A 20,165-nucleotide genomic window follows, 5' to 3' on the forward strand; every position below is an offset into this window, starting at 1 on the left:
ACTCCAAATTTTTACGGTTCTGTCTGGCCTTAAGACCTCGAAATGTCTTCTATTTTCTGAATGATATTTGACGAGATCCTGATATGTCTCATCAGGTCGTCCATTCTTTTTGCAATGTAGATATCATCAATATCAATATGACTACTTCGTGCGCGATTTTGAATGTTGATGCACGATAGCATCATCATGTTGAGCGGTTGCCTTAATTCATGAAGCAACGCTGCGATCTGTTCGCTGGAGCTCTTATAATCTTTCGACTGCATGGATCTGCCGATTAACTTGGCGTTTGTTAAAGCGGGTAGCCTTTTGTCGCCGTGCACGCTCCACAAGGTGACAAGAATGCGAGCGCGGACATTGCTCGCCTAGCAGGCCTTGCCGCTGCTTAACGACTAATTGGTGCTAAAGCGGCACCAAAATGCCGGCACTTTGGCGCCGAACCTCTTTGGGCACCTGTGGGTACTCTGCTTGTATTGCGCCGAGTTGCGGCTCCGAGGCGCGGTCGCAGAATTCCGCCGAAAGCGTGGTGCCTCCGATAGCCGTGCCTCTGGTGGGTCGAGTGGAAGTGGGGCGGGCGCCTGCCGGCGCTGCTCAAACTGCGGGCGCAAATTAGGTGGTTCGAACTGCAAGGGAAATCGAAGGACATGTTGACGTCATCCAGTCTCATTCCCCTGCCTGCGGGTGGATTTGAGCCGCCCCCCCAGCGCATTGGCCGCATCAAGAACGCCGCGGGTTTTGTTCCGCTTGCACGTAGTTTCAAGTGGTTGAGGCGCAGGCGCGGACTGACTTTGGGTGACATCGCCAATGCGCTTGGCGTCAGTAAGCCCAGTGTCTGGGCGTGGGAGAACGGCAAATGCCGACCGCACCCTCAACGAATCGAAAGCCTTGCCACCTTGTTGGGCGTTGGGGCGGATGATCTCGCAGGACTGTGGGAGCCTGTCATCGATATCGACACCATACTCGAAAACTGCCGCAACGAGATCGCAGCCGCGTGTGGCGTAGGAAGCGATGCCGTGCACATCACGGTCGAATTGTAAGTTCGCGTGAAAATACGGATGCAGGTATGAGAGGAAATTTCATAGTGTATATCAAATGATAATCCCAATATTCATAACCTGAGTTAGTGTCTGGGCAGTGCTAAGCAAACTCGATCCCGGATTCCCAAGATGTTTAGGTTCGTTAGTTCAAAGTTAGCCAGCGGGCCTAAATTGCGAGGTTCAAATGCCATAGAGGCGTTGTGGGCTGAACCAGCGTCGATGTGCTTGGTGGTATCTGCATGACCGCTTTCAACAGGAATTTATCAAGCTGGGGAGACGAGCGTGATCGGGAGCGGTGCGAGGTGCTTATCGTCGAGGATGACGCCGCATCGCGCGAGGAGTATTGCGAGTACCTGACGGGGCTTGGCTACACCTGTCATCTTGCTGCCGACGGCGCCACGGCATTGAAGTGCATCTCTGAAAATCCCGGTGTCGGCATTGTCCTCACGGACCTCGACATGCCCGGCCTGGACGGGCTTTCGCTGCTCAGCGAACTGCAAGCGCGCTTTACGCCCTTTCGCCCGCTTATCCCGATCGTGGTGACAGGGATGGCAACGCTCGAAACTGCAGTGGAAGTGATGAGATCGGAGGCGATCGATTTCCTTCCGAAGCCGGTCTCGCCGACACTGCTTGCTTCGGCCATGAGGCGCGCCTCTGCGCGCTGGACGATGCTCTATGGGCAGTTCCGTTTGTTCAGGCTGGTGGATCTCAGCAACGTCACCACGATCAAAAGCCGCAATCCCTTCATCCCTCCGCAGGATGGAGCCGGTCCTGATCGCGAGACGCTGCAGAAATTTGTGCGCTGGATGATCAAGGCGCGCCAGCGCCGGGCGGAATACATGGACACGTCCAAATTCGCTGACCCTGCCTGGGACATAATGCTGGACCTGACGTCTGCTGCCCTGGAAGGCCGCAGTGTGCCTGCGTTCAGCGTAAGTGTCGCCGCGAACGTTCCGATGACGACCGCGCTGCGATACGTCAAACGGCTTGTGGAGGACGGCATCGTCAAGCGTTGGGACGATCCTGACGACAAAAGGCGCTCTCTTCTCGCCCTGGATGATCAAGCACTGGAAAACATGCTGCGATACCTGTCATCGGTCTGGCGGAGCATAAACGACGAGAACATTGCGTCCGCGTGATTCAGGCTGATCTCCCCAAGTGTTTCATTTGCTTCCTCGCCAAACCGAAGTTGACACTGTGTTTCGCGTTTTCTCTGCCTGACGAGTGAGCAGGCGCGACCCTGCGCGGTAATCTCGCGCGGCATCGACAATGTGAAAGAAACGCCCGAGGCTAGCGGCAAGCCCACCGGTGGGAAAGCGCGAGAAAGGTCGGGTTTCGGGAGTGCCGGCAGCTGGCGCAAAGGGCGGATCATGCCGGGCTTGCGGCCGCCGTCAGGGGGTGGCGCCCATCGCCTTCTGGTCCCAGCGGATCTGGAGCGGCGTGGCGCCTCGCGAGGCGCCGACGTGGACGTGGGGTGCATAGGAAGGGCCATTGTTGCCGACCCGCGCGACCACCTGTCCCGCGGTGACGCTGTCTCCCGGCGCGACCGCAAAATCGGTGAGGTGCGCCATCAGGATCACCACCCCGCCGGGGGTCCGGATCTGGAGCAGGCCTGCGGGCGGCTTGCCTCTCGTGCCGGGTTCGTTGACCCGGGGATTGGGCAGCAGACCGACGATCACGCCGTCGGCCGGGGCGAGCACCTCGGCGCCCCAGGAATACCAGTCCTCGTTGCGTTTGCCGTCGGTCCGGTAGAGCCGGCCGAAGCCGCGGCCCGCGCCGCGCGTGTCGCCGATGATCTGGCAATCCGTGCCGAGCGCATCGCCGGCGATCGCCTCTTCCCCCGCCGCGTGATCGCCGCAGACGAAGGGTTCGCGGAACAGGGGGTGGAGCAGCACGGCCTCGACCGGCCCCTCCGGCTCGACGGCCACGGGCGGCTGTTCGAAGATTGCGCGCGGCGGCGGCGGTGCATCGCTGGCGGCGAGGGAGAGCAGGATTATCGCGAGCATCACCGTTTCTCTCCCGTCGCGGCCCTCATCGCCACAGCCCCGCCAACGCAGGTTCTACCCAGGGCGGGGGCGGAAGCGCCCTAGCCCCCCTTGCGGCTCGCCTCCGCCGCCTCGATGGCGGCCGCGTCCCACGTCACGCGGGTCTGGGTCTGGGGGTTGAAGCGGTTGTCCTCGAACTTCGCGGCCTTCGCGGCGGCGATTTCGGCCTCGGTCAGGTGCTCGGACGGGGCGAGGGCGAAGACGTCGATCCCGCGGCTGATCTCGGTGCCGTAGATGTGGCCGCCGTACCAGTAGACCGACCAGTAGCCGCCCAGCACCATCTGCTTCATGTCGATCGGTCCGCGGTCGAAATAGGCGATCTCCTTCGGATTGGCGCTGTCGGTGAAGTCCATCACCGAAAGGCCGCCCTGGTACCAGGCCTGTGCGAAGAGATCGCGGCCCGGGACCGGGATGATCGAGCCGTTGTGCGCGACGCAGTTCTCCTTGTCGGTCTGGGGCGCGGGCATCTTGTAGTGGGCGCGGAAGACCAGCTTGCCGTCGACGATGTCGTAGATCGCGTTGGCGCCCCAGGTCTTGGGGTCGGAGGCCTTGCAACGCGGACGCCCGCCGCCGCCCCATTCGTCGGTGAAGATCACCTTGGTGCCGTCATTGTTGAAGGTCGCCGAGTGCCAGTAGGCAAAGCCGGTGTCGGTGACGACGTCGATGCGCTTCGGGTTCAGCGGATCGGCGATGTCGAACAGGATGCCGTTGCCCGAGCACGCGCCCGCCGCCAGCTTCAGTGCGGGGAAGACGGTGATGTCGTGGCACTGGTCGGTGCGCGAGGTGTTCTGGGTGCCGTCGCCGTGGTCGCCGCCCTTCCACAGGCCGGCGATCTCGCCGGTGGTCTCGTCGGCGAAGACGCGGGGGCTCTTGACGATCCGGGCCTTGGAGGGGTCCGCCACAGGGATCTCGATCACGTCGATCGAGAACAGCGCGGTGCGCGTGTCGCCCGGGGTGCCGCCGATGCAGCCCGCCAGTTCCTTCTCGTCGCGGATGCCGGCGGTGCCCGAGTTGTAGACGATGAGGCGCGTGTCGTCGGCGCTGACGATCGAGTGGGTGTGGCTGCCGCGGCAGGTCTGCACCCCGCCGACCTGCACGGGGCGGGCGAGATCGGAGATGTCGAAGATGCGCAGACCGCGGAAGCGTTCCTCGTTGACCTTGCCCGGCGCGCCCTCGAGCCCGCAGTCGATCCGCCCGCGGGTCTGCTCGACGCTCATGACGAGGATGTTGCCCGCCACCGACACGTCGCCCTGCCCGCCGGGGCACACAACCGAGCTCATCAGGTTGGGCACGCCGTCCGCGCCGAGCTTGTAGATGTTGAAGCCGTGATAGGAGCCGGCGACCATGACATCGCCGAAGAAGGCCATGTCGGTGTTGGCGAAGTCGAGCAGCGGCGAACGCTCGGCGAATTCGGTGAGGTCCTCCTCCTCGCGGGCGGGCGGGGCAGCGGCTGGGGCGGTCCCGGCGGCGGGCACGGTGGCGGCGGCCGGGGTCTCGGCGGGCTTGGCCTCGGCCTTCTCCTCCTTGCCCTTCTTGGGCGGCACCGGCGGGCGCAGGTCGGCCGGGTTGGCGGGGTTGAAGAAGCCCGCGGGCTTCCTCAGGCTCGCGACCTTGGTGAGGCCCATGATCGCCTCGCCGGCATTGTCGAAGCCTGCCGCAAGGCCCGAGCGCGGATCGCTCGAAAGGCTCGCGAGGAGCTTGTCCATCTTGCCGATCTCGGCCTTCTGCTCGCTCTCGACGTCGCCGACGAACTGGAACAGCACCGGATCGGCGGCAGTGCCGTCCTCGTCGAGCAGCTTCTCCACCATGTCGAGCGCGCCGTCGTGGTGGGCGATCATCAGGGTCAGGAACTTCCGGTCGAAATCGGTGCCTTTGGCCGCGGCCAGCGCCTTCATGTCCTCAGGCGAGGCCATGCCCTTCATCATGTGGTGCATGTGGTGGCCGTGGCCCTTCATCGCCGGGTCCTCGACCGGCTCGCCGCGCTCCTTCAGCCAGGTGCGCATGAAGGCGATCTCGTCGGCCTGCGAGGATTCGATCCGGCCGGCGATGGTCTGGAGTTCCTCGGTGTTGGTGCGGTCCTTGACCAGCTTCGCCATGTCGACCGCCTGCTGGTGGTGGACGATCATGGCTTGCATGAAGGCGACGTCGGAAGGGGTGTAGCTCGCCTGCGCGAGCTTGGTCGCCTCGTCGGCGGAGAGCGTCTTGCTCGCCTTGCCCGGCGCGCCCGGCTGCACGATCGGAACACTCTGCGCATGGGCCAGCCCCGAGGCGGAGAGCAGCAGGGCGGCGACGGCGGCGCGCCCGGCGACGCGGGTGGCGGTATCGGTCATGGATGGTCCCCTTGGATCGGTCTTGACCGCCAGACTGCCGTGCCCCCGCGCGCAGTCAAGTGCCCCCGATATGTCGCAAGAGCCCAATCGACGAACTCCCGATCAGGGTCGAGCAAGGGCTTCCTACGTCGCCTCGCTCCGACCGGCGGCGTGCCGAGCCGGTCGTGGGCGGCGCACCGTTCACCGCAAGCGACAAGATGCCCCCTTGCCGCGCCGAGTCGGGCGTGGATAAGTGCATCGTTAAGCCCGCCGCAACCCTGTTGGAGTAGTCTTTGCGCATGGCACGCCCCCGATTTCTCGCCGTCCTGACCGGCCTTGCCGCCTCCCTCGCGGCGCTCGCCAGTCCGGCAGCGGCGAGCCAGGACGAGCTCCAGGCCACCTTCGACAGCACCTTCGGCACCCAGGTCCGCCAGCCCCAGAGCTTCGATGCGATCTATGCCTCGAGCTTCGAGCAGCGCATCGCCGATCTTGCCAACCCGGCGATGGGCCGCATCGGCGTCGCCGCGATCGACCTTGCCACGGGCGAGGAGGTGATGGTGCTCGGCGACCAGCTCTTCCCGATGGCCTCGACCAGCAAGATCGCGGTCGCCGCGACCTTCCTCGAGATGGTCGAGCAGGGGCGCTACTCGCTCACCAGCGAATTCCCGCTGATGATGCCGGTGGCCTCGGCCAAGTTCTCTTCGGCCCGCGCGCCGGTGCGTCCCGGGCAGTACATGCCGGCGATCGACCTGATCGAAATCATGATTACCCGCTCGTCCAACCCGGCGACCGATGCGCTGCTGTCGGCGGTCGGCGGGCCGCAGGCGGTGAACGCGTGGATGCAACGCAAGGGCATCGCGCCCTTCTCGATCAACCGCGACATCGCCACGCTGGTGCGCGACGACGGCGAGTACAACCCCGCGACCCACATCGACACCCGCGATGCCGCCACCCCACGCGCGATGGTGCGCCTGCTCGCCGGGCTCTATCGCGGCGAATATCTTTCCGACCAGAGCCGCCGGGTAATCCTTTCCGCCATGAGCCGCACGGTCACCGGCAAGCGCCGCATCCCGGCGCACATCCCGCTCGAGGCGCGGGTGAGCCACAAGACCGGCTCGCTCAACAACACCTCGAGCGACATCGGCCTGATCGAATGTCCCGACGGTCGGGTGATCGCGGTCGCGATCTACGTCACCGGCCAGGGCAGCAAGCTTGCCCGCGAGGAACGGATCGCGGCGATTGCCCGCGCGCTCTACGATGGCTTCGCGGTCAAGGCCCAGGCCAACCCGACCCGCAACTGGGCCAGCGCCCCCTACGCCACCGGCGGCTGACGCCTTTCCGCACGGAAAGCGTCCACGAAAAAGGGCGGCGCCTTGCGGCAGCCGCCCTTTTCCTTTTCCGTCCGCCGTGGCGGGAAGCGTCCGATTACTCGGCGGCTTCCTCGGCTTCGGCAGCCACGTTGGCGGCGTCGGCGGCGATTTCGTCGGCGGTGCGCTCGGCCGAGGCGGCGGCGCCCTCGGCAGCCGCTTCGACGTCGGCGGCGGTCCCGGTAGCGGCGCCTTCGATGGCTTCGCCCGCGCTGTCGGCATTGGCTTCGGCGTCTGCGGCCATGGCGTCGACGGCTTCTTCGGTTTCGGTTTCGGTGTTGTTGCTGCACGCGGCGAGGCCGAGCGCCGAGGTGGCGATGGCGGCAGCGAGGATGATCTTGCGCATGATGTGTTTCCTTTGTTCCTGCGGATGACACGCGACCCTTGCACACGGGCGCGGTGACCGGGTTCTCTCTCGTCCGGTTCGCCTGCCAAGCTAGGGACGGGGCAGGGGCGTGACAAGCGCCAATGAGGCGGAGCGCCCCAATCTCGCCGCATTTCTGCCACAATTGACGCGGGGAGCGGCCGGCCCAAACCCCTACCCGCACCCGTCCGCGCCTGCTAGCAGGCGGCATGGCCGATAAGCAGCACCTCTATCTCGTCGATGGCTCGTCCTACATCTTCCGGGCCTATCACCGCCTGCCGCCGCTGACGAACCCTGCGGGCACGCCGGTCGGCGCGGTCTACGGCTACACGACGATGCTGTGGAAGCTCGCCGCCGATCTCGACGCGGCCGACGGCCCCACGCACCTCGCGGTGATCCTCGATGCGAGCGGCGTGAGCTTCCGCAACGACCTCTACGAACACTACAAGGCCAACCGCCCGGAACCGCCCGAGGACCTGAAGCCGCAGTTCCCGCTGATCCGCGATGCCACCCGCGCCTTCAGCCTGCCGTGCATCGAGGTCGAGGGGCTGGAGGCCGACGACCTCATCGCCTCCTATGCGCGCGAGGCGCAGCGCCGGGGGTGGGACGTGACGATCGTCTCCTCCGACAAGGACCTGATGCAGCTGATCTCCGAGGTGGACGGCCCGAACGGCCCGGCCCGCATCGACATGCTCGACACCATGAAGAACCAGCGCATCTGGCTGCCCGAGGTCGAGGAGAAATTCGGCGTCGGCCCCGAGCTCGTCGGCGACGTGCTGGCGCTGATGGGCGATTCTGTCGACAACGTGCCCGGCATCTTCGGCATCGGGCCCAAGACCGCGAGCAAGCTGATCGCCGAGCACGGCTCGCTCACCGCCGCACTCGATGCCGCGCCCGCGATGAAGCCCTCCAAGCTGAAGGAACGCCTGATCGAAGGGCGCGGCGATGCCGAGCTTTCCAAGATCCTTGTCACGCTCAAGGAGGATTGCGACCTCCCCCAGCCGCTCGAGGAGATGAAGCTCGGCCCGGTCCCGCCCGCGCCGCTCGCCGCCTTCCTGACCGAGCACGGCTTCACCTCGCTGCTGCGGCGGCTGGATGCGGGGGCGGGAAGCCCCTCGCCTTCGGTGCAGCTCAATCCGCCCAAGCCCACCACCCCCGGGGCGAACGGCGCCGGGGCGGGGGAGGCGAACCGCCAGCCGCTCCCGGAATTCGCCGCGATCGACCACTCGGCCTACGAGACGGTGCAGAGCATGGAGCGGCTCGAAGCGTGGATCGCCCGCGCCCGCGCGGCGCAGATGGTGGCGGTCGACACCGAGACGACGTCGCTCGATCCGATGCGCGCCGGGCTGTGCGGCATCAGCCTTGCCCTCGGCCCCAACGATGCGTGCTACATCCCCTTGGGCCACGGCGGCAGCGACATGTTCGCCGAGCGGCCCGAGCAGATCGAGGAGGCCGCCGCGCTCGCCGCGCTGAAGCCGCTGCTCGAGGACGAGGCGGTCCTCAAGGTGTTCCAGAACGGCAAGTACGATCTCAACATCCTCGCCCGGCGCGGGATCATGGTCGCGCCCATCGACGATACGATGGTGATCAGCTTCGCGCTCGACGCGGGCCGCTCGGAGGAAGGTATCGGCGGCGGGCACGGGATGGACGAGCTGTCGCAGCGCCACCTCGGCCACACCCCCATTCCCTTCAAGGACCTGTGCGGCACCGGCAAGAAGGCGATCGGCTTCAACGAGGTGCCGCTCGACCGCGCCACCGCCTATGCCGCCGAGGATGCCGACATCACCTGGCGGCTCCATTGCCACCTCAAGCCGCGCCTCTCCATCGAGGGCGGCAGCCGCGTCTATGAACGCGTCGACCGCCCGCTGATCCCCGTCGTCGCCCGCATGGAGCGCGAGGGCATCAAGGTCGACCGCGCCCGGCTGGCGAGGCTGTCGGAGGAATTCTCGCGCGAGATCGCCCGGCTGGAGGGCGAGATCCATGCCGTCGCCGGGCAGGAATTCACCGTCGGCAGCCCCAAGCAGCTGGGCGACATCCTGTTCGACAAGCTCGGCTACAAGGGCGGCAAGAAGGGCAAGAGCGGGCAATATTCGACCGACGTCTCGGTGCTGGAGAAGCTGGCGGCGGAGGGCGCCCCGATCGCCCGGCTGGTGCTCGAATGGCGGCAGCTGTCCAAGCTCAAGTCGACCTATACCGATGCCTTGCAGGAGGCGATCAATCCCGACACGGGCCGCGTCCATACCAGCTACAGCCTCGTCGGCGCGCAGACCGGGCGGCTGTCATCGACCGATCCGAACCTCCAGAACATCCCGATCCGCACGGCGATAGGCCGCCAGATCCGCGAGGCCTTCGTGCCTGAAGCCGGCAACGTCCTGCTGGCGGCGGACTATTCGCAGATCGAGCTGCGCCTCGCCGCGCACATGGCCGATGTCGCCAGCCTCAAGCAAGCCTTCGCCCACGGCGAGGACATCCACGCCCGCACCGCGCAGGAGATGTTCGGCGAGGTGACACGCGACACCCGCGCCCGGGCCAAGACGATCAACTTCGCGATCCTCTACGGCATCAGCCGCTGGGGCCTGGCCGCGCGGCTCGAGGTTGAGCCGGACGAGGCGCAGGCGATGATCGACACCTATTTCCAGCGTTTCCCGGGCATCCAGAGGTATATCCACGAGACGCTCGAGAGCGTGCGGGCGCGCGGCTACTCGGAGACGCTGTTCGGCCGCAAGACGTGGTTCCCGCGGATCAACGCCAAGAACCAGGCCGAGCGGCAGGGGAGCGAGCGCGCCGCGATCAACGCGCCGATCCAGGGCACCAGCGCCGACATCATCAAGCGGGCGATGGCGCGGATGCTCCCGGCGCTGGCGGCAGAGGGCCTCACCGACGTGCGGATGCTGCTCCAGGTCCACGACGAACTGGTGTTCGAGCTGCCCGAAAGCCGCGTCGAGGCCGCCACCCCGATCATCCGGCAGGTGATGGCCGAAGCCGCGCTGCCGGCGGTGACGCTGACGGTGCCGCTCGGGGTCGAGATCGGCACAGGGCTGAGCTGGGACGCGGCGCACTAGACTCAGCGGTGAGGATTGGGGGCAAGACCCCCACCGTTCGCCCTGAGCTTGTCGAAGGGCTGCACTTTCTTGCGCCTCGCGCCACGGCGGGAAGAAAGAACGGTCGTTCGACAAGCTCAAGACGAACGGGGCGAGAAATGCTTCACGTGAAGCATTTGGCGAACATCAATCGTGCTTCTTCTCCCGCGTCGGGGTGAGCATGTCGGGCGAGAGGAAGCCGATCGGCTGGACCGCCGCCGCGCGCTTCTTCAGCTCGCCGCGCATCTTCTGGTATTCGCTCTCCATCTCCGGCGTCACCGTGGCGCGCGAATCCTTGAGCGCGGCCTCGAAGTCGCGGGCCTCGACGGCGCTCACCTCGCCCCCCACGCGGCGCAGCGCGGCAAGGCCGGCGCGGCGCACGAGGTCTTCGAGGTCCGCCCCGGTGAAGCGGTCGGTCTGGGCGGCAAGGCCCGCCAGATCGACATCCTCGCCAAGCGGCATCTTCGCCGTGTGGATCTTCAGGATATGCTCGCGCCCCGCCTTGTCGGGGGTGCCCACATAGACCAGCTCGTCGAAGCGGCCGGGGCGCAGCAGGGCGGGGTCGACCAGCGTCGGCCGGTTGGTGGCGCCGATCACCACCACCGACTGCAGCTCCTCCAGCCCGTCCATCTCGGCGAGGATGGTGTTGACCACCCGCCCCGTCACCTGCGGCTCGCCCTGTCCGCTGCCGCGTGCGGGGACCAGCGAATCGATCTCGTCGATGAAGACCACGCAGGGCGCGACCGCGCGGGCGCGGGCGAAGAGGCGGGCAATCTGCTGCTCGCTCTCGCCATACCATTTCGACAGCAGGTCCGAGGACTTCATCGAGATGAAGTTCGCCTCGGCCTCCTTGGCGACGGCTTTCGCCAGCAGCGTCTTGCCGGTGCCGGGCGGGCCGTAGAGCAGGAAGCCCTTGGCCGGGCGGATGCCGAGGCGGCGGAAGGCGTCGGGGTTCTTGAGCGGAAGCTCGATCCCCTCCTTCAGCTTGTCGACCGATTCGCCCGCGCCGCCGATGTCGTCCCAGCCGATGTTCGGCACCTGCACCATCACCTCGCGCATCGCCGAGGGCTGGACCCGCTTCAAGGCCGAGAGGAAATCGTCGCGGGTGACGCATAGGTCTTCCAGCACTTCCGGCGGGATGGTCCGCTCGTCGAGGTCGAGGCGCGGCATGATCCGGCGCACCGCCTCGATCGCGGCCTCGCGGGCCAGCGCGGCGATATCCGCGCCGACGAAGCCGTGGGTGACGCGGGCGAGTTCGTCGAGGTCGACCGCGCTTTCCAGCGGCATCCCGCGGGTGTGGATGGCGAGGATCTCGCGCCGCCCGCGCTGGTCGGGCACGCCGATCACGATCTCGCGATCAAAGCGGCCCGGACGGCGCAACGCCTCGTCGATGGCATCGGGACGATTGGTCGCTGCTATGACAACAAGGTTGGCACGCTGCTCCAGCCCGTCCATCAGCGTCAGCAGCTGGGCGACGAGGCGCTTCTCCGCCTCGCCCGGCACCTGGGTGCGCTTGGGGGCGATCGAATCGATCTCGTCGATGAAGATGATCGCAGGGGCGGCGCGGGTCGCCTCCTCGAACACCTCGCGCAGGCGCTTTTCGGATTCGCCATAGCCCGAGCCCATGATCTCGGGGCCGTTGATGGTGAAGAACTCGGCGTCGCTCTCGTTCGCGACGGCCTGCGCGAGGCGGGTCTTGCCGGTGCCCGGCGGGCCGTGGAGCAGCACGCCCTTGGGCGGCTCGACCCCGAGGCGGATGAAGAGTTCGGGATAGCGCAGCGGTAGTTCCACCATCTCGCGCAGCGCCCGGATCGTCTCCTCCATGCCGCCGACATCGTCATAGTTGACCACGGCGCGGCCATCGCGCGGTTCCTCGAACTCGGCGCGCAGTTCGACCTCGGTGTTCTCGTCGATGTGGACGATGCCCTTGGGGCTGGTCGAGGCGACGGTGAGGCGGATCTGGGTCAGGGCATAGGCCGGCGCACGCAGCAGCTGGCGCACGTCGGCGGGCATGTTCTGCACCGGCTGCTGGCCGGTGGTGGCGACGAGGTCGCCCGCGACCAGCGGGCGGCGGAAGAAGTTGCGCTTCAATGCCTGGGTCGGCCCCTGGAGCCGCATCTCGCGCTGGGCGGGGGCGAAGACCACGCGGGTGGCGGGGCGCGATTCGCCGCGGGCGATCTCGACATGCTCGCCCGACCCCCCTTGCGCATTGCCGCGCTGGAGACCGTCGAGCCGCACCACGTCGAGCGCATCGTCCTCGGGGTAGGCGGCCATGGCGATCGCGGCGGTGACGCGCTTGCCGCGGATTTCGACCACGTCGCCCTCGGTGATCCCGAGCTTCTGGAAGGCCGAGCGCGGCATCCGGGCGATCCCGGCGCCGGATTCCTCCTGCCGCGCGGGCGCGACCTGGAGCCGGACGGTGCGGGCGGGGGCGGCGGTTTCGGCGTCGGCCATCGGGGGTTCCTGTGCTGGGGTTGCAGGACCGATAGCTAGGAAGCGCGCCAATCGAATGCAATCGGCGGCGCGGCGGGCGGGGCTGGCGACCGGACCGCAGGCAAGGAACAGACCCGGCGCTCCACTCGCCTTGTGCCGGACAGGAAAGCAGCCCGGCACCACACCTGATGTGTGCCGGGCAAGAAAAAAGCCCGGCACAGGGCCGGGCTTGAAAAGTTTGGGAGAGGATGCCTGAAAGGCAGGTTCTTAATGGCGCAAAGCCGCTGATTGTGCAAGTGCGAAAGATGCCCATTTGGTTGCAAAGAACGCAATTACGGGCCCGAAAGGCGCACCTTTATGCATAAATATGCAAATTGATGCCTATTTTCGCGGCAATCGCTCAAAGAGTGAGCACGAATCGCCCTTCCGGCCCCTTTCGCACCGCAACATGAATGGTGATTCGACTTTGTGTCGCGCGCGGGCGTGACAGCCTCGCCGGAACGCACTAATCACTGCCTGTCCCCGAGAGGAGGGATCGTCCTTGCACGACACGACACAAGGCAGGCAGGCCCGATGACCAAGCTCTATCCCGATGCCGCCAGCGCGCTCGAAGGCGTGCTGCGCAACGACATGCTGATCGCCGCCGGAGGCTTCGGCCTGTGCGGCCTTCCCGAAAGACTGCTCGACGCGATTCGCGACAGCGGCGTCACGGGCCTCACCTTCGCCAGCAACAATGCCGGGATCGACAACGAGGGCATCGGCAAGCTGCTGCGCACGCGGCAGGTGAAGAAGATGATCAGCTCCTATGTCGGCGAGAACAAGGAGTTCGAGCGGCAGTATCTCGCCGGCGAGCTCGAGGTCGAGTTCTGCCCCCAGGGCACGCTGGCCGAGCGGATGCGGGCAGGCGGCGCGGGCATTCCCGGCTTCTACACCCGCACCGGCGTCGGCACCGAAGTCGCCAAGGGCAAGGAGCACAAGGACTTCCCCGACCGCGACGGGGTGATGCAGACCTACATCCTCGAACACGGGATCTTCGCGGACCTGTCGATCGTCAAGGCGTGGAAGGCGGACGAGACCGGGAACCTGATTTTCCGCAAGACCGCGCGCAACTTCAACCTGCCGGCCGCGACCTGCGGGAAGATCTGCGTCGCCGAGGTCGAGGAGGTGGTGCCGGCGGGCAGCCTCGATCCCGACCAGATCCACCTTGCCGGCGTCTTCGTGAACCGCATCATCTGCGGCGCGCCCTACGATAAGAAGATCGAGTTCCGCACCGTCCGGGAACGGGAGGTGGCGTGATGACGAAGCGCAATCTCGTGCTTCTGCCGCTGCTGGCGCTCGCCGGGACAGCCTTGAGCGGCTGCGTGGCGGTGGCGATCCCGGCGCTGGCCGGATCGGCGCTCGCGGGCCGGGAGATCGTCGGCTCGGGCGATGACAACGACGAGGCCCGGAAGGCCACGGCCCCCGCGCCGGCTCCGACTGCTGCGCCTGCCCCTGCGCCTGCACCTGTGGCGGCCGCCGTGCCGCCAGCACCCGCGGCCGAACCTGCACCTGCACCGGCTCCGGCTCCGGTGGTCGCTCCGCCGCCGCCGCCGCCGCCGCCGCCGCCCGCGCCTGCGCCCGCTCCGGTGGTTACTGCCCCGCCCCCCGCGTCGGCGCCCGTTGCTCAGGCACCAGCCGCGCCGGTGCCCGCCCCCGCCCCGACCCCCGCGGCGCCCGCGCCTGCGGCCGCGGACAGCGTCCCCGCACCGGATACGGACCGCGCCACCGGCTTTGCCCGGCTGGTCCGCTATGCCCGCAACCTGTCGCTCGCACGCGCGCCCGAAAAGGGGATCGTCTCGGCGATGCTCGCCGATCCCGTCGCGCTGGACGGCCAGCGCCGCCGCTGCGCGCCGGGCGCGCAGCCGGTGGTGCTGATCGACCTCGATCCCGCCGGCGGCGTCTTCTCGGTGCCTGCCACCCCCGAGCGGCAGCAGAGCATCATCCTCGGCTTTGCCGTGCTGCGCGAGGCGCGGGTGGTGATCGCCTGGATCTCCGATCTGCCGGTCGAGCAGTCGGGCGCGCTGCGCGCCGCGCTCGCCCAGTCGGGCCTCGATCCGCGCGGCGAGGACATCATCTCGCTGCGCCGCGACGAGGGCAAGCATGTTCGTCGCGAGAGCCTCGCGGCGACCTCCTGCATCGTCGCCATCGGCGGTGACGAACGCCCCGATTTCGACGACCGTTTCCGCTACCTGAAGACCCCCGAAGCCGGCGCGCTGCTCGAGCCGATCATCGGCGACGGCTGGTTCTTCACCGATCCGCTGCTGACCGCCGAGGGAGACACGGCACCATGACGACGACACTTGCCCCCGGCTGGACCCGCGACGACATGGCGGCGCGCGCCGCCCGCGAACTGAAGGACGGCTATTACGTCAACCTCGGCATCGGCATCCCGACGCTGGTGGCCAACCACATCCCCGAAGGGATGATGGTGACGCTCCAGAGCGAGAACGGGATGCTCGGCATCGGGCCGTTTCCCTATGACGACGAGGTCGATCCCGACCTCATCAATGCAGGCAAGCAGACGATCTCCGAACTGCCGCATTCCGCCTATTTCGATTCCGCGACCAGCTTCGCGATGATCCGCGGCGGGCATATCGACCTGACCGTGCTGGGCGCGATGGAGGTCGCGGAGAATGGCGACATCGCCAACTGGATGATCCCCGGCAAGATGATCAAGGGCATGGGCGGGGCGATGGACCTCGTCGCGGGGGTCAAGAAGATCATCGTGGTGATGGACCACACCGCCAAGGACGGGACGCCGAAGTTCATCCCGGCCTGCACCCTGCCGCTGACCGGCGCGGGGGTGGTCGACATGATCATCACCAACCTCGCCGTGTTCCAGCGCCCCGCCAAGGGCGAGCCCTTCCGCCTGATCGAGATGGCGCCGGGCGTCACCGCAGAGGACATCGCCGCCACCACCACCGCGCATTACGTGGTCTGATGCTGCGTGCGGCGGCGCTTGGCGTTCTCGCGCTGGCAGGGGTGATCGGCGGGATGCTGGCCTTCGTCTCACCGCCGCGGCTGCTGTCGCATTACGACCGGCTGGCGGGCGGGCGCGAGGGCTCGTGGCCGGCGGCCGAGGGCGTGCCTTTCGGCAGCCACGGCCAGAAGCTCGACATCTGGGCGCCCGACGACATGGCGAAGGCGCCGCTGCCGGTGGTGATCTTCTGGTATGGCGGCGGCTGGGCCAAGGGGGATCGCACCTCCTATGCCTTCGCCGGACGCGCGCTGGCGAAGGCCGGCTTCCTCGTCGTGATCCCCGATTACCGCAAGGTGCCGCAGGTGCTCTTTCCCGCCTTCCTCGAGGACGGGGCCGAGGCGGTCGCCTGGGTGGAGGACAACATCGCCCGCTACCGGGGCGATCCCGCGCGGGTGGCGGTCATGGGCCATTCGGCGGGGGCGTGGCAGGCGGTGATGCTGGCTCTGGATACGGAGCGGCTGGCGGCGGCAGGGGCCGACCCTGCGACCATCAAGGCGGGCGTGGGCCTGTCCGGGCCTTACGACTTCTACCCGTTCGACAAGCCACGCTCGATTGCCGCCTTCAGCCAGTGGCCGCGGCCCGAGGAGACGCAGCCGATCGCCTTCGCCCGCAAGGATGCGCCCCCGCTGCTGCTCGTCACCTCGGACGGGGACGAGACGGTGCGGCCGAAGAACGCCAACAACCTCGGCGCCAAGCTGCGGGAACTCGGCGCGCCGGTGGAGATGAGGAATTACGGCCCGCTCGATCACGAGGAGGTGGTGATGGCGCTCTCGGTGCCGTTCCGGGGCAAGGGGCCGGTGCTGGCGGACAGCGTTGCCTTCCTGAAGCGGCATCTTGGGGAATAGGGCGATGTGGCTCCCCGAACCGCGCAATCCCGACGCGCCGCTGGCCGGCCTCAAGGTGGTCGAGTTGGCCCGCGTTCTGGCGGGGCCCTTCTGCGGACAGATCCTCGCCGATCTCGGCGCGGACGTCATCAAGGTCGAAAGCCCTGAGGGCGACGGCACCCGGCTGTGGGGCCCGCCCTGGGTCGAGCGCACCGATGCACAGGGCAAGGTCCACCGCGAGGCGGCCTATTACCACGCTTGCAACCGCGGCAAGCGCTCGATCATCGCCGACTTCGCCAAGGCCGGGGATCTCGACCGCGTGAAGGCCCTGATCGCCGGGGCCGACGTGGTGATCGAGAACTTCAAGACCGGGAGCCTCGCCAAGTTCGGCTTGGACTACGCTTCTTGCGCCGCCGCCAATCCCGGCCTTGTCTATTGCTCGATCACCGGCTTCGGCCTCACCGGCCCGCGCGCGCACGAGGCGGGCTACGACTTCGTGGTGCAGGGGATGAGCGGCTTCATGTCGCTGACCGGCGAGCCGGAGGGGCATCCGGTCAAGATGGGCATCTCGATCAGCGACCTTTCGACCGGCGTCTGGGCGGCGAACGGCATCCAGGCCGCGCTTCTGATGCGCACGCGCACGGGGAAGGGCCAGCAGGTCGACATCAGCCTGATGGATTCATCGGTGGCGCTGCTCTCCAACCAGGCGACCTATTACCTCACCACCGGCACCAACCCGCCGCGCATGGGCAATGCCCACGCGCAGGTCGCGCCCTACGGGGTCTTCGCGGTGAGCGACGGTCACGTGATCCTCGCGCCCGCCAATGACGGGCTGTTCCACAGGCTGATGGACCTGCTCGGCCTTGCGCACCTCAAGGCCGATCCGCGCTTCATCGCCAATGGCGACCGGACCGCGAATGCGAAGGCGCTCGACGCAGAGATCGCTGCGGCGACCGGGTCGTGGACCAAGCAGGGCCTACTCGACGCCTGCCATGCGGCGGGGGTTCCGGCCGGCCCGATCAACCGGCTCGACGAGGTCTTCGCCGATCCGCAGGTCGTGGCGCGGGGCCTCAGGGTGGAGCTCGGCGGGATGCCGGGGGTGCGCAGCCCCTTCGTCTTCTCCGATGCCGAACTGGCGCTCGACCGGCCCTCGCCGATTCACGGGGAGCACGGCTAGCCGAGGGCCCTTGCCCCTGCGCGCCACAGCCGTTCGAAGGGGCCCTGTCCGAAGCGCGCCAGCCACGGCGGCGACCACAGCAGCATCCCCGCCACCGGCACCAGCCCGAGCGCGACCGCCTGCCAGCGGGTGACGTTGCCGAACAGGCCGAGGCCCCAGCTGGCGAAGATCGCCGACAGGATCACGCTGGTCATCAGGTAATTGGTCAGCGACAGCCTGCCCGCCGCGGCCAGCCTCGCGGTCAGGCCCTTGTCCGTGGCGAGGAACGCCATCGCCAGCGCGGCGTAGCTCGTCGCCAGCGCGACATCGAAGGGGGCGGAGAGCACCAGCGCCACCGGCCCCACCAGCGCGGCGGGAAAGCCGCTCGCGACCAGCCAGCCTGCGAGAGCCAGCAGCCCCGGCAGCGCCACCAGCGCGGCAAGGCCCGCCAGGCGCTGGAGGCGGAAGGTGCGCCACTCGCCCTTGAGCATCCCGCCCCGCCACAGTCCCATGCCGAGCGCGATCGCCGCCAGGTTGAGCGGCAGCGAGGCCACCAGCGCGGTCATCTGTCCCGGGATCCCGAGGCTGCGGCGCACCACCCGCTCGCCCAGTCCCTCGCGCCCCTGTTCGAGCAGCATGGCGATGGTCGCCGGGTCGCGGCCGAACTGGCGCTCGGCCCAGAGCAGCGGGTCGGAACCCCATTGCTCCATGTAGAACATCGCCAGCGGCCCCCCGAGGGCCGTCATGCCGAGGGCCACGTGCACGCACACGAGGCCGAGGGCGACCTTGACGAGGGCCTGCGCGGAAAGCCCCGCCAGCAGCGGCAGCGCCAGCCCCGCGAGCGCATAGGCGCGCAGCACGTCGTTGCTAGCGAAGAGGATCGCATGGGCAAGGCCGATCGCGAAGAGCACGATCATGCGGGCGTAATGCGCCCGCCAAGGTGCCGCTCCGGCCTTCTCGATCAGGATCAGGCACCCCGCCCCGAACAGCATCGCGAAGAGCGTGCGGAACTTGTCCTCGATGAAGACGAAGCTTCCCAGCCACACCCAGTAATCGGCAGGGCCGGTGCCGCCATAGGCGATCGGGTTGTAATAGGCGGGGCCCGGCAGGGCGAAGGCGAGGACATTCATCCCCACGATCCCCGCCACCGCAATCCCCCGCAGCGCGTCGAGCGCGAGGACGCGGGGCTGTGGCGGTAAGGGTGCCGTCATGGACAGCACCCTTACTCCAAAATCAGGCCAGCGCAGCCTTGAGATCGTCGACCAGGTCGAGGCGTTCCCACGGGAAGAAGTCGCCCTCGGCATTGCGGCCGAAGTGGCCGTAGGCGGCGGTCGGCTGGTAGATCGGCTTGTTGAGGCCGAGATGCGTGCGGATCGAGCGCGGGGTCAGTCCGCCGAGCTTGGCGATGCCGAGGATCGCAGCCTCGATCTTGTCGTCGCCGACGGTGCCGGTGTCGTGGGTGTCGACATAGAGCGACAGCGGCTTCGACACGCCGATCGCATAGGCGATCTGGATGGTGCAGCGCGTGGCGAGGCCGGCCGCGACCACGTTCTTGGCGAGGTAGCGGGTGATGTAGGCCGCCGAGCGGTCGACCTTGGTCGGGTCCTTGCCCGAGAACGCGCCGCCGCCATGCGGAGCCGCGCCGCCATAGGTGTCGACGATGATCTTGCGGCCCGTGAGGCCCGCGTCGCCGTCCGGCCCGCCGATCTCGAAGCTGCCGGTCGGGTTGATGAAGTATTCGGTCTCGCGCAGCAGCACCGGCGGGATCACGTCGGCGATCACGCCCTTCACATAGGCTTCTAGCTCGGCCTGCTTGGCCGGATCGTTCTCGTCAAAGCCCTTCTTGTGCTGGGTCGAGACGACCACCGCGGTCGCCGCCACCGGCAGCGAGCCTTCGTAGCGCAGGGTCACCTGGCTCTTGGCGTCGGGTTCGAGGAAGGGCGCCGCGCCCGAGTGGCGGTCGGCGGCCATGCGCTCCAGGATCTTGTGGCTGTAGTAGAGCGTCGCCGGCATGTAGCCCGGGGTTTCGTCGGTGGCGTAGCCGAACATGATGCCCTGGTCGCCCGCGCCTTCATCCTTGTTTTCCTTGGCATCGACGCCCTGCGCGATGTGCGCCGACTGGCCGTGGAGACGGTTGATGAATTCGAACTTCTCCCAGTGGAAGCCGTCCTGCTCGTAGCCGATGCGCTTCACGGTTGCGCGCACGACCTGCTCGATCTCTTCCTTGGCGCCCGGCGCCCAGTAGTCGTTGTCCTTCCACTCCTCGCGGCCATGCTCATAGACGCCCTTGCAGCGGATCTCGCCCGCCAGCACCACGAGCTGGGTGGTGGTCAGGGTTTCGCAGGCGATGCGCGCCTCGGGGTCCTTCGACAGGAACAGGTCGACGATGGCGTCGGAAATCTGGTCGGAAACCTTGTCGGGATGGCCTTCCGAGACGCTTTCGGAGGTGAACAGGTAATTGGTGCGCATGAAATCCCCCGGGGGCTGAAAGTGCGGTGCGACGCGGGGGAAGATGACCTTATAGAGATATAAGG

At 67.3% G+C, this 20,165-nt stretch carries 15 protein-coding genes; 9 read left to right on the forward strand and 6 right to left on the reverse strand.

Going from position 1 to position 20,165, the window contains the following annotated elements; genetic code table 11:
• Window positions 1–641 precede the first annotated feature (641 nt).
• Complete coding sequence (locus tag ACMX37_RS00645) at window positions 642–1,034, forward strand: helix-turn-helix domain-containing protein (protein WP_483147049.1); 393 nt, start codon at window positions 642–644, stop codon at window positions 1,032–1,034.
• A 239-nt stretch (window positions 1,035–1,273) separates the two neighbouring features.
• On the forward strand, window positions 1,274–2,173 hold the full coding sequence (locus ACMX37_RS00650; RefSeq protein WP_483147050.1) for a response regulator: 900 nt from the start codon (window positions 1,274–1,276) through the stop codon (window positions 2,171–2,173).
• A 252-nt stretch (window positions 2,174–2,425) separates the two neighbouring features.
• On the opposite strand, the gene ACMX37_RS00655 is transcribed toward ACMX37_RS00650, so the two are convergent.
• Together ACMX37_RS00655 and ACMX37_RS00660 are read right to left on the reverse strand one after the other, a co-directional pair.
• Window positions 2,426–3,040, reverse strand: a complete 615-nt coding sequence (locus ACMX37_RS00655) for a M23 family metallopeptidase (protein WP_483147051.1) — start codon at window positions 3,038–3,040, stop codon at window positions 2,426–2,428.
• Window positions 3,041–3,120: 80 nt separating this feature from the next.
• A complete protein-coding gene (locus ACMX37_RS00660) occupies window positions 3,121–5,409 on the reverse strand; it encodes a DUF305 domain-containing protein (RefSeq protein WP_483147052.1) in 2,289 nt (762 codons plus the stop codon).
• Between the two features lie 278 nt (window positions 5,410–5,687).
• Here ACMX37_RS00660 and ACMX37_RS00665 point away from each other — a divergent pair, with 278 nt between their 5' ends.
• Window positions 5,688–6,719: a serine hydrolase gene (locus ACMX37_RS00665; RefSeq protein ID WP_483147053.1), complete on the forward strand. Its 1,032-nt coding sequence runs from the start codon at window positions 5,688–5,690 to the stop codon at window positions 6,717–6,719.
• Window positions 6,720–6,813: 94 nt separating this feature from the next.
• On the opposite strand, the gene ACMX37_RS00670 is transcribed toward ACMX37_RS00665, so the two are convergent.
• Window positions 6,814–7,101, reverse strand: a complete 288-nt coding sequence (locus ACMX37_RS00670; RefSeq protein ID WP_483147054.1) for a hypothetical protein — start codon at window positions 7,099–7,101, stop codon at window positions 6,814–6,816.
• A gap of 227 nt (window positions 7,102–7,328) precedes the next feature.
• Between ACMX37_RS00670 and polA the strand changes: the two genes are divergently transcribed.
• Complete coding sequence (polA, locus tag ACMX37_RS00675; RefSeq protein ID WP_483147055.1) at window positions 7,329–10,181, forward strand: DNA polymerase I; 2,853 nt, start codon at window positions 7,329–7,331, stop codon at window positions 10,179–10,181.
• A 165-nt stretch (window positions 10,182–10,346) separates the two neighbouring features.
• Here the strand turns inward: polA and ACMX37_RS00680 are convergent, their stop codons facing one another.
• The gene (locus ACMX37_RS00680; RefSeq protein ID WP_483147056.1) at window positions 10,347–12,653 is read right to left on the reverse strand and encodes a CDC48 family AAA ATPase; all 2,307 of its coding nucleotides are present in this window, start codon (window positions 12,651–12,653) and stop codon (window positions 10,347–10,349) included.
• 552 nt (window positions 12,654–13,205) lie between these two features.
• On the opposite strand from ACMX37_RS00680, the gene ACMX37_RS00685 reads away from it, so the two are divergent.
• Genes ACMX37_RS00685 through ACMX37_RS00705 form a run of 5 tightly spaced genes read left to right on the forward strand, consistent with a single transcriptional unit; the run spans window position 13,206 to window position 17,652 of the window.
• Complete coding sequence (locus ACMX37_RS00685) at window positions 13,206–13,928, forward strand: CoA transferase subunit A (RefSeq protein ID WP_483147057.1); 723 nt, start codon at window positions 13,206–13,208, stop codon at window positions 13,926–13,928.
• Window positions 13,928–14,962, forward strand: coding sequence for a hypothetical protein (locus ACMX37_RS00690; RefSeq protein ID WP_483147058.1), 1,035 nt, complete (start codon window positions 13,928–13,930; stop codon window positions 14,960–14,962). Before ACMX37_RS00685 ends, ACMX37_RS00690 begins: the two co-directional genes overlap by 1 nt.
• On the forward strand, window positions 14,959–15,612 hold the full coding sequence (locus tag ACMX37_RS00695) for a CoA transferase subunit B (RefSeq protein ID WP_088912749.1): 654 nt from the start codon (window positions 14,959–14,961) through the stop codon (window positions 15,610–15,612). The genes ACMX37_RS00690 and ACMX37_RS00695 overlap by 4 nt, the downstream gene beginning before the upstream one ends.
• Complete coding sequence (locus ACMX37_RS00700; RefSeq protein ID WP_483147059.1) at window positions 15,612–16,496, forward strand: alpha/beta hydrolase; 885 nt, start codon at window positions 15,612–15,614, stop codon at window positions 16,494–16,496. The genes ACMX37_RS00695 and ACMX37_RS00700 overlap by 1 nt, the downstream gene beginning before the upstream one ends.
• A 4-nt stretch (window positions 16,497–16,500) precedes the next feature.
• Window positions 16,501–17,652 carry a CaiB/BaiF CoA transferase family protein gene (locus ACMX37_RS00705; RefSeq protein WP_483147060.1) on the forward strand — a complete coding sequence of 384 codons (1,152 nt, stop codon included), beginning with the start codon at window positions 16,501–16,503 and terminating at the stop codon, window positions 17,650–17,652.
• Here ACMX37_RS00705 and ACMX37_RS00710 read toward each other — a convergent pair.
• Together ACMX37_RS00710 and metK are read right to left on the reverse strand one after the other, a co-directional pair.
• On the reverse strand, window positions 17,649–18,842 hold the full coding sequence (locus tag ACMX37_RS00710; protein WP_483147061.1) for a DUF418 domain-containing protein: 1,194 nt from the start codon (window positions 18,840–18,842) through the stop codon (window positions 17,649–17,651). The genes ACMX37_RS00705 and ACMX37_RS00710 overlap by 4 nt on opposite strands.
• 22 nt (window positions 18,843–18,864) lie before the next feature.
• Window positions 18,865–20,100: a methionine adenosyltransferase gene (gene metK, locus ACMX37_RS00715; protein ID WP_483147062.1), complete on the reverse strand. Its 1,236-nt coding sequence runs from the start codon at window positions 20,098–20,100 to the stop codon at window positions 18,865–18,867.
• Window positions 20,101–20,165: the final 65 nt, after the last annotated feature.

Source organism: Porphyrobacter sp. THAI-01a, assembly GCF_056868655.1.